Below are 6120 nucleotides of genomic sequence, written 5' to 3'. Positions count from 1 at the left end.
TTCTGTCATCGTCTGTGCTCCATATTTGTGAATAAACAACAACAGTATGATTAAGAACAAACGCCTTTACTAGATGGGGTTTATGGAGCGGTTACTTAGTTACACTTAAAAATTTTGCAAGAGATGGGTCTTTAAGATTGGATGGCTTTAAAGAATTTACGGGCATAAAATTTAAAGAAGCTCAAGTTGTTACTGATGGTGACTTAGTTGTAGCACATACAGATATTACACAAAATGCTGATATTATAGGAAATCCAATTCTTGTAAAAAATATACATAATTATGACAAGCTAGTTATAACTATGGATTTGGTAAAGGTTGAACCATTCGTTAATTGGATAAAGAAAAGTTACTTATATTGCTTATTTAAATCCGATGATTTTAAGTTTCATTGTTTATATAACTCTAATGGATCAACAGTTCTACATATGAGTAAAAAAGCTATACCTAGTTATATATTCAAACTACCTCCTAAAGAACTTTTGGCTTCATTCACTAAAATGGTAGATGATATATTTGAGAAACAAGACTTGAACCAGAAACAAATAAAAACATTAGAACAAACTAGAGATACTTTATTACCTAAATTGATGAGCGGGCAGGTGAGGGTGTGATGGATATGGTTAAACAAAGTCAGACAGATAAATCTCAGCTAAAAATTCACTATTATTTTAACGATGATTCGGTTCATACTATAAACGCGTTTACAAGAAACAAAGCGGAAAAGCAGCTTTTAGATCTTATATCAAGAGTTGCTGATTTATGTAAAGTTAATATTATAGTTGATAGTCAGCCTTCAGAAAAAGGGTCATTTGTTGATAGTCTGAATATTATAGCTGCTCATGCTACAGGAGCTTCTCCATATATATTTGGATGTTATGTTATGCATAAAATATCACCTGCTATTAATAATATAATAACTCATTTGATGACAACCAAGAAATGGGGGAAAGACAAAATCTTAGAAAGACAAAAAAAAGAGGCATTAATTAGAAAACTCGACGCTGAAGCTCGAAGAAATAATTCAGAAACAAAAAAGGCAGAGCTAGAAATTGCTTCATTCAAACAAGTATTAGAAGACAAAAAAGCGTGCAAGCAAGTATCTTATTTTTATTCAGAAATAAATAAAAATAATAACATATCAAAAGTGGGAATTGCATCTAATCAAGATGAGGAAGTAATTGTTGAAAAAAAAGAATTTCGCGATTTCATGTTGCATGCAAATAAGGAAGAAAATATATATGAAGACGCTATTATAGAAATAATTTCACCAGTGTTGATCAGGAGAACAGGTAATTTTTCCTGGACAGGGATTTTTAAAGACAATAGTATTCGCTTTAAAATGAGCGACGAAAGATTTAAGAAAGCTGTATATAAAGGTCAATACTCCTTTAATAGCGGAACCTCTATTAAATGTGTTCTTAAAGAAGTAGTTAAATTAGATGAAGAAACAAGTGTCGCAAATAAAAGGTCTTTTTTTGTAGAAGAAGTTTTAGAAGTTGGCTCTAGCCCCAGCAGCTTAAGTGCTTCTAAAGGCACAAAAAAGAAAAAACCACTTCAAAATTTTGGGCAACAATTATCTTTGTTTGATGAGTATGAGTAAATTGGTTTGTAATAATGGATAGATTAAAAAAAATCATATCAAAATACAATCACTGGCAAGAGGCCATAGATCCACTAGTAGACAGGATTGAAGCTGAAGTTGATATTGATTTTGGAATAGCGATTGGAAATGCTAAAGCAATATTAGAAACGGTATCCAAACACATATGTACTAGAAAGACAGGAGCTGTGAAAGAGAATATGTCCGTACAAGGTTTAATTAAGGAAGCTTTTAAGTGTTTAGAATATGACTTTGATTCTTGCAAACCAGTATCTACGGCATTAGCAACTATTGCTCAAGAAGTTGGTGCAATAAGAAATGGTATAGATATTTCATCACACGGAAAGTCACTTGATAGAATACAAGAAATAAAAGAAATGAATATTTCCTCTTTTACAAAAGAGCTTCTTCTGGGTTCTGTGAGTATAGTTGCCAGTTTTCTCATCGAGAGCTTTGAAACAAGAAACGTAAATGCAAAAAAAGAGCCTCAAAGCTTAGAGAAATATGGTGATCATCAACTTCTAAATGACTTTATTGATGGGAAATATGATGAGGTAGTCATTGGGGAAGATTATACTTACTTACCTTCAGAAGTTTTATTCCATTTAGATAAGGATGTATACCGGGAAGAATATAGTCTGTACCTAAATAGTAGCATAGAAGAGAGTGGGTCATGAGTTTATCAGAATCTAAAATAGAAGAATTTGCAATAAAGCTTTTTAAAAGAGAAGGCTATAACTATATATATGCTCCAGATGTGGCACCAGATGCTGATAATCCTGTTAGAGCTACATTTTCAGATGTGGTATTAGAAAATATCCTGTATGATAAACTTCTAGAAATTAACCCACAAATTCAGTCAAATTTAATAGATGATGCGATCAAAAAACTTTTGCGTATTTCTTCTGATGAGCTTTTAGCTGATAATGAGCTTATTCATCAATATATTACTCAAGGTATCAAGGTTGAATATACCCAAGATGGTGCTACCAGGGGCGAGATTGTCAAACTTATAGATTTTGATAATCCTGATAATAATGATTTCACGGTGATGAATCAGTTTACAATTATTGAGAATGATAATAATAAACGCCCTGATTTAATTATTTTTGTAAATGGCTTGCCATTGGTAATTATAGAGCTAAAAAATGCGACTGATGAAAATGCAACTATTAAGTCCGCATATGAGCAAATCCGTACCTATAAAGCGACTATTCCAAGTTTGTTTAGATACAACGGTATTTGTGTGATTAGTGATGGACTTGCGGCAAAGGCTGGCACAATTTCAGCCGATATTAGTCGTTTTATGACTTGGAAGTCCAGTGATGGCATAGCTGAGAGCTCAAAACTAGTACCACAGCTAGAAACGCTAATTTTAGGGATGCTAAATCCTGTAACTTTGTTAGATCTTATCAAAAACTTTATCGTATTTGAGAAAGATAAAAAGCAGGATGAAAAAGGACAAACGCAAATTTCCACAATTAAGAAGCTAGCCGCATATCATCAATACTATGCAGTTAATAAAGCGCTTGAGAGAACGCTACAAGCCAGCCACAAATCTGGAGATAAAAAAGGCGGTGTAGTATGGCACACTCAAGGTAGTGGCAAATCATTATCAATGGTCTTTTACGCCGGTAAAGCGGTATTGTCTTTGCATAATCCAACAATTGTTATTATTACCGATAGAAATGACCTTGATGATCAGTTATTTGATACTTTTGCAGCATCAAAAGGTCTACTGAGACAAACGCCAGTACAAGCAAAAACGAGAGAAGATCTCAAAAAGCTTCTCAGAGTGAAAAGTGGTGGTATTGTTTTTACTACTATCCAAAAATTCCAGCCAGAAGAGGGTAATGTTTATGATACATTATCAACACGAAATAATATCATTGTTGTAGCGGATGAGGCACATCGCACCCAATATGGCTTTAGTGAAAAAACTGTAGATGTTAAGGATAAGCAGGGTAATATTATTGGTAAAAGGGCAGTTTATGGCCTGGCAAAGTATTTAAGGGATGCTTTGCCGAATGCTACATATCTAGGCTTTACCGGTACACCAGTGGAGGCAAATGATAAAAATACGCCTATGGTTTTTGGTAATTATGTCGATATTTATGACATTTCACAAGCCATTGAAGATGGCGCAACTGTGCCAATATACTACGAATCACGATTAGCTAAGATAAATCTAAGTGAAGAAGGCAAAGAGCTTGTCGAAGAGCTAGATGATGAGATTGGAGAGCTAGATGAGTCACAAAAAGCAAAAGCAAAGTGGACAAGATTAGAGGCTTTGATTGGTAGTGAGAATCGTATCAAAGAAGTAGCAAATGACATTGTTAATCACTTTGAGGCTCGCCAAGAGGCCTGTGATGGTAAGGCTATGATTGTTGCTATGAGTCGTCGTATTGCTGTTAGGTTATATGATGAGATTATTAAACTTCGCCCAGCGTGGCATGATAAAGATTTAGATAAAGGCGTTATAAAAGTTGTAATGACAGCTGGCTCTAGTGATGGTCCAGAGATGGAGCAACACCACACAAGCAAACAACAACGCCGTAATCTTGCAAACCGTATGAAAGATACTAAAGATGAGCTAAAGCTCGTGATAGTTTGTGATATGTGGTTAACAGGCTTTGATGCACCATCTATGCATACTTTATATATCGATAAACCTATGCAAGGCCATAATTTAATGCAGGCGATTGCAAGGGTTAATAGAGTCTATAAAGACAAGCCAGCGGGTTTGGTGGTTGACTATCTTGGTATAGCAAGTGACCTTAAGAAAGCCTTATCTTTCTACAGTGATAGTGGTGGTAAAGGTGATCCAGCACAGACACAAGAAAAAGCAGTCAGTTTGATGCTGGAGAAACTAGAAGTAGTCACACAAATGTTTTATGGCTTTAATTATGAGAGGTATTTTGAAGCTGATACAAGGCAGAAATTAGCTATTATCCTAGAAGCTGAAGATTTTATTCTAGGATTAGAAAATGGAAAGAAACGCTTTGTAAATGAAGTGACAGCTTTATCTAAAGCATTTGCAATCGCTATGCCACATGATGCTGCTGTAGATGCAAAAAGTGAAATCGCGCTTTTCCAGGCTATTAAAGCGAGATTAGCAAAGTTTGGTACACAAAGTACGGATAAAACAGATCAGGCGATTGAAACGGTGATTCGCCAGGTTGTGGATAAGGCGCTGATCAGTGGCCAGGTATTGAATATCTTTGATGCCAGTGGCATCAAAAAGCCAGATATATCAGTATTATCAGATGAGTTTTTGGCAGAGGTTAGAGATTATAAGCATAAGAACATTGCTTTAGAAACACTCAAAAAACTTCTAAACCAAGAGATAAAAGCTCGCGCAAAAAATAATCTATTTCAAGCAAAGACACTCAAAGAGATGTTGGAGGATTCAATCCGTCGTTATCATAGCAAGGCTATTTCTTCAGTTGAGTTTTTGGATGAGCTGATTAATCAGGCCAAAGAGATCAAGTCCATGGATAGTGACTATGAAAAACTGGGATTGTCTGAATATGAATATGCTTTTTATACTGCGGTTGCTGCCAATGAAAGTGCCAGAGAATTGATGCAGACGGATCAGTTAAGACAACTGGCTGTTACACTTTTTAATCGTTTAAAAGCCAGTGCCTCGATAGATTGGACACAAAAAGAATCTGTCAGAGCCAAGCTGCGCGTCACGGTGAAGCGCACACTTAGGCAGTTTGGTTATCCACCTGATATGCAAAAGCTGGCAACAGATACGGTATTAAAACAGGCAGAAGCATTGGCCAGAGAACTGGTTGACATACAATTATCCTGTCAGCTTGTTAATTAAAATGGAGGAGAGAGATACCTTAAGGGGTTATATTGGTGAGAAAAAATAATAAAACACAACACAAATGGGCAGTCGTCGGCGCCGGCCCTGCAGGCATTTTATCACTTGGCATGCTTTTAGATAAAGATGTAGATGCCGATGAAATCATCTGGATTGACCCTGAATTCAAAGTTGGTGATTTTGGCCAAAAATGGACACAGGTCAGTAGTAATACTGTAACCGCTCCATAAACCCCATCTAGTAAAGGCGTTTGTTCTTAATCATACTGTTGTTGTTTATTCACAAATATGGAGCACAGACGATGACAGAAACGCAAATCAAGTGGCTATCAATTATTAGGGATTGGGAAGTCTCAGGGCTAACACAGGATAAATTCTGCCAGGAACAGGAAGTATCCAAAGCATCATTTTCCAAATGGCGTACCAAATTCATTGCAGAAGGTGCGCTTAAACCGCGCATTAAGGTAACAAAGGATGACACAAGCCCACCTCATGCCCCTTCTGGTTTTATTCCTTTTCATATCGATGCAAATACGGCAAAACAAAAAGGCATGATTGAAATTGATTTGCCATTTGGGATCACATTAAGGGTACCTTGTGATGTTAACGCCGGCACATGAGATTTACCTGGCCAATTTTCCGGTGGATATGCGCAAAAGTATCGATGGCTTATCCGCTTTGGTTTT

The 6120-nt window shown here is 36.1% G+C and carries 6 protein-coding genes; all 6 read left to right on the top strand.

Annotation, left to right across the window (positions count from 1 at the left end; all coding sequences use genetic code 11):
* Window positions 1–137: 137 nt before the first annotated feature.
* A complete protein-coding gene (locus DNK84_RS12420) occupies window positions 138–614 on the top strand; it encodes a restriction endonuclease subunit S (protein ID WP_208123328.1) in 477 nt (158 codons plus the stop codon).
* Window positions 614–1603 carry a VHS/ENTH/ANTH domain-containing protein gene (locus tag DNK84_RS12415; RefSeq protein WP_119344804.1) on the top strand — a complete coding sequence of 330 codons (990 nt, stop codon included), beginning with the start codon at window positions 614–616 and terminating at the stop codon, window positions 1601–1603. Before DNK84_RS12420 ends, DNK84_RS12415 begins: the two co-directional genes overlap by 1 nt.
* Window positions 1604–1617: 14 nt before the next feature.
* Window positions 1618–2280, top strand: a complete 663-nt coding sequence (locus DNK84_RS12410; RefSeq protein WP_119344803.1) for an abortive infection family protein — start codon at window positions 1618–1620, stop codon at window positions 2278–2280.
* Window positions 2277–5435, top strand: coding sequence for a type I restriction endonuclease subunit R (locus DNK84_RS12405; RefSeq protein WP_119344802.1), 3159 nt, complete (start codon window positions 2277–2279; stop codon window positions 5433–5435). Before DNK84_RS12410 ends, DNK84_RS12405 begins: the two co-directional genes overlap by 4 nt.
* Before the next feature lie 35 nt (window positions 5436–5470).
* The gene (locus DNK84_RS12400; RefSeq protein ID WP_119344801.1) at window positions 5471–5665 is read left to right on the top strand and encodes a hypothetical protein; all 195 of its coding nucleotides are present in this window, start codon (window positions 5471–5473) and stop codon (window positions 5663–5665) included.
* Between the two features lie 71 nt (window positions 5666–5736).
* The gene (gene tnpA / locus DNK84_RS12395) at window positions 5737–6054 is read left to right on the top strand and encodes an IS66 family insertion sequence element accessory protein TnpA (protein WP_119342808.1); all 318 of its coding nucleotides are present in this window, start codon (window positions 5737–5739) and stop codon (window positions 6052–6054) included.
* Window positions 6055–6120 lie beyond the last annotated feature (66 nt).

The organism is Facilibium subflavum (assembly GCF_003574485.1).
In the GTDB taxonomy this organism is placed as follows: domain Bacteria; phylum Pseudomonadota; class Gammaproteobacteria; order Francisellales; family Francisellaceae; genus Facilibium; species Facilibium subflavum.
This window is presented reverse-complemented; position numbering and strand designations above follow the sequence as displayed.